Origin of the sequence: Brachyspira catarrhinii (genome assembly GCF_005518285.1) — a bacterium.
GTDB lineage: Bacteria > Spirochaetota > Brachyspiria > Brachyspirales > Brachyspiraceae > Brachyspira > Brachyspira catarrhinii.
Genome location: NZ_SJDU01000286.1, coordinates 1 through 3,041, shown reverse-complemented (window position 1 = coordinate 3,041; position 3,041 = coordinate 1). Strand labels below are relative to the sequence as shown.

Genomic DNA, 3,041 nt, shown 5'->3' with positions numbered 1-3,041 from the left:
TGGAGAATGTTTTGAATCTATGGCGTCTCTTCTTGCGCATTTTCCCGGAGAAACTATAGCTATCGGAGGTTTCGTTTCCATCATAGTTCTAATTTGCATTCCCGAAGTATGAGTTCTTAAAACATGTTCTTTGGAAATAAAAAAAGAATCATGGCTGTCTCTCGAAGGATGATAATAAGGAATATTCAAAGCCTCGAAATTGTGAAAATCGTCTTCAATTTCGTTTCCTTCGGCGACTCTAAAACCGATGTCGGTTAATATTGAAACTATTTCCTCTTCTACTTTCGTTAAAATATTTATATTTGCCGATTTCGGTCTTCTTCCTGGCATCGTTATATCGATTTTATTTTTTTGAAGAGAGAGCAAAAATTCTTTTTCCAATATGGCTTTTTTCTTTTCGTTTAACGCTTTTTCGCAGAAATTTTTTATTTCGTTTATTTTTTTTCCGAATTCTTTTTTTTCTTCCAAATTATTTATCGAAGACAAATTTTTTAAAAGTTCGGTAATTTTTCCTTTCTTTCCCAAATAGGCGACTCTTATATCGTCTATTTTCGATTGAATATCCGCTTTTTCTATACTGTTTTTTAAGAAGTTGTAAATCTCGTCCAAATTATCCATTTGTTTTACCATACTTAAATAAATTTTATAAAAAATTATTATTTGCATTATAATATATTATGGAAATATTTTCAAGGATAAAATATTGACAATAGTTAGATTTATATTATATTAATTAAATGCTTAATAAAATATTTATAGATATACAAAAAAATAAGAAAGAATGGCTTAAAAGTAAAAAGGGTAGCGATTTTGAAGATAGAATAGAGACTTCTCTAAAACGAAACGGATTTAATAGAATAGATAAAGACGATAAAAATATTAAGCTTATTCTTAATTCTATAAAAAATAGTGTTTTAGATAAAAAATCTAATGATATAATTGATAATATTTACTATAAAAGCGATAAAAGTTTAGGTAATTGTTTTATATGCCAGCCTTACGGTAGTCAAAATTTTCCTGATTTTTTAATATTTACTAATAAAAAAATTATATCTATAGAAATAAAATATAGTAGTGGTAAATCGTATAGTCCTATATGGAATAGTAATTTGCCTAAAGCTAATGCTATTTATATATTTGGTTCTTATGGTAGAGAAGATGTGACATTTTTTCTTGGATGTGATGTTCTCCCAATGTCTGAAAGAGAAGAATTAATTGATTTCTTTAGCGAAATAAAAAAATTAGAAAATAATTTTAGAAAAAAACTTAAAGAAAAAGCAAAAAATAATGTCGCTATATTTGATAGAGGGTTTGATGTATATATTAGGCGAGCTTATCAACAGGATAAAAATATAAATAATAATGCCGAAATTAATTATTTTTCTCATAAAAATAGAATAGATTGTGAAAATAATGTAATAAGATTTTGCGAAATTTTGGAGTAGAAATTTAAAGTTTTATGAAAAAAAATTTAACCGAAGAATTTACCAAAGAAAGTATAGATTATTTGAATAACGCCGACTTGAAGAAAAGAAAAAATCTCGGGCAGTATTTTACGCCAAAATCAATAAGAGAACTTTTGCTTTCAAAATTGCCGAAAAAAGACAACGCTAATATTCTCGACCCTGCATGCGGTAGCGGAGAGTTTTTGCTTTCATGCGAAAAATATTTTAAAAATCCAAAATTGAACGGTTTTGAAATCGATAAAAATTTGGTTAGTATCGCTTCAAAACTTATAAAAAATTCCAATATAAAAAATATTGACGCTTTGAATATCGATATAAAGAATAAATACGATTATGTTATCGGAAATCCGCCTTATTTTGAAATCAAATTAAACGAAGAATTTAAAGCGAAACATTTTGAAATAATCAAAGGAAGAGTAAATATTTTTTCGTTATTTATAAAAATCGGTTTGGAGGCTCTTAAAGACGGCGGTTATTTGGCTTATGTCGTTCCTCCTTCTATGAATAACGGCGCTTATTTTTCAAAGTTGCGGGAATATATAATTAAAAATGCAAGTTTGGAATATTTGCATATAATTGACGGAGCGGACAATTTTCATTCGGCTAATCAAAAAGTTATGCTTATGATACTTAAAAAAACTAATACAAAAAAATCGAATAAATATATTTTTCAAAAAAACGGAATCATGATTTTTACGGAAGATAAAAAATTTTTGAATGAAGTTTATAAAAATACGGTTTGCTTGAAAGAAATCGGCTACGGAGTAAAAACTGGTTCTATAGTTTGGAACGAGCATAAAGAAAAATTGACTAACGATAAAAATAATTCGACTCTTTTAATTTGGTCTTCAAATATAAATAACGGAAAAATCGTGATGCCAAATTCTAAAGGAAAACCTCAATATATAAAAAATATTCCGAAAGATTTAATAATTAAGAGTAGGGTAGTTGTCGTAAATAGAATAACAGGCTCATCGAAATATATAAATATAAAATCTGCGATAGTAAACGAAAAAGAATTTGTTTGCGAAAATCATGTTAATGTGATTTATCCTCTGAAAAATGCAAATTGTAATTATTCTTTGGAAGATATTTTAAACGCTTTGCAGGACGAAACAAATATGAAAGTAATGCGACTTATTAGCGGGAATACTCAAGTGTCTAAAATCGAATTGGAAAGATTGCTTCCGATTAAAATAAATTGGACTTGACTATAAACAAAAAATTTAATATTATTTATCTTAAATTAATTTTTAATAATTTGGAAAATAATATGATTAGAGATATAGTTATATACGGAGATAAAAGATTACAACAAAAATCCGCATTTATAGAAAAAGTTGACAAAGAAATTTTAGATTTAATCGAAGATATGTTTGAAACTATGTATAAGGCAAACGGAGTGGGGCTTGCGGCGGTTCAAATCGGAATATTGAAAAAGTTAATCGTCATATCCGTCCCAGATTTTGATAGCGAAGAAGACGATAACGAAAAACCCGATTTCAAATTGGCTTTAATCAATCCCGAAATAATTTGGCATGGCGAAGAAAAAGAAATTCTTGAAGAAGGCTGCTT

General features: G+C 27.7%; 4 protein-coding genes. 3 read left to right on the top strand and 1 reads right to left on the bottom strand.

What is annotated here, in order from left to right:
• A partial coding sequence (locus EZH24_RS09450) for a tRNA ligase subunit PheS family protein (protein WP_473807465.1) occupies positions 1-618 on the bottom strand: 618 nt, incomplete at its 3' end.
• 119 nt (positions 619-737) lie between these two features.
• Between EZH24_RS09450 and EZH24_RS09445 the strand changes: the two genes are divergently transcribed.
• The 3 genes from EZH24_RS09445 to EZH24_RS09435 form a co-directional block, all read left to right on the top strand.
• Positions 738-1,445 (top strand): type II restriction endonuclease, encoded by a 708-nt coding sequence (locus EZH24_RS09445; protein ID WP_137998907.1) that lies wholly within the window; start codon positions 738-740, stop codon positions 1,443-1,445.
• 14 nt (positions 1,446-1,459) lie between these two features.
• Positions 1,460-2,677 (top strand): HsdM family class I SAM-dependent methyltransferase, encoded by a 1,218-nt coding sequence (locus EZH24_RS09440; protein WP_137998906.1) that lies wholly within the window; start codon positions 1,460-1,462, stop codon positions 2,675-2,677.
• 62 nt (positions 2,678-2,739) lie between these two features.
• The coding region (locus tag EZH24_RS09435) for a peptide deformylase (protein WP_137998905.1) at positions 2,740-3,041 on the top strand (302 nt) is incomplete at its 3' end.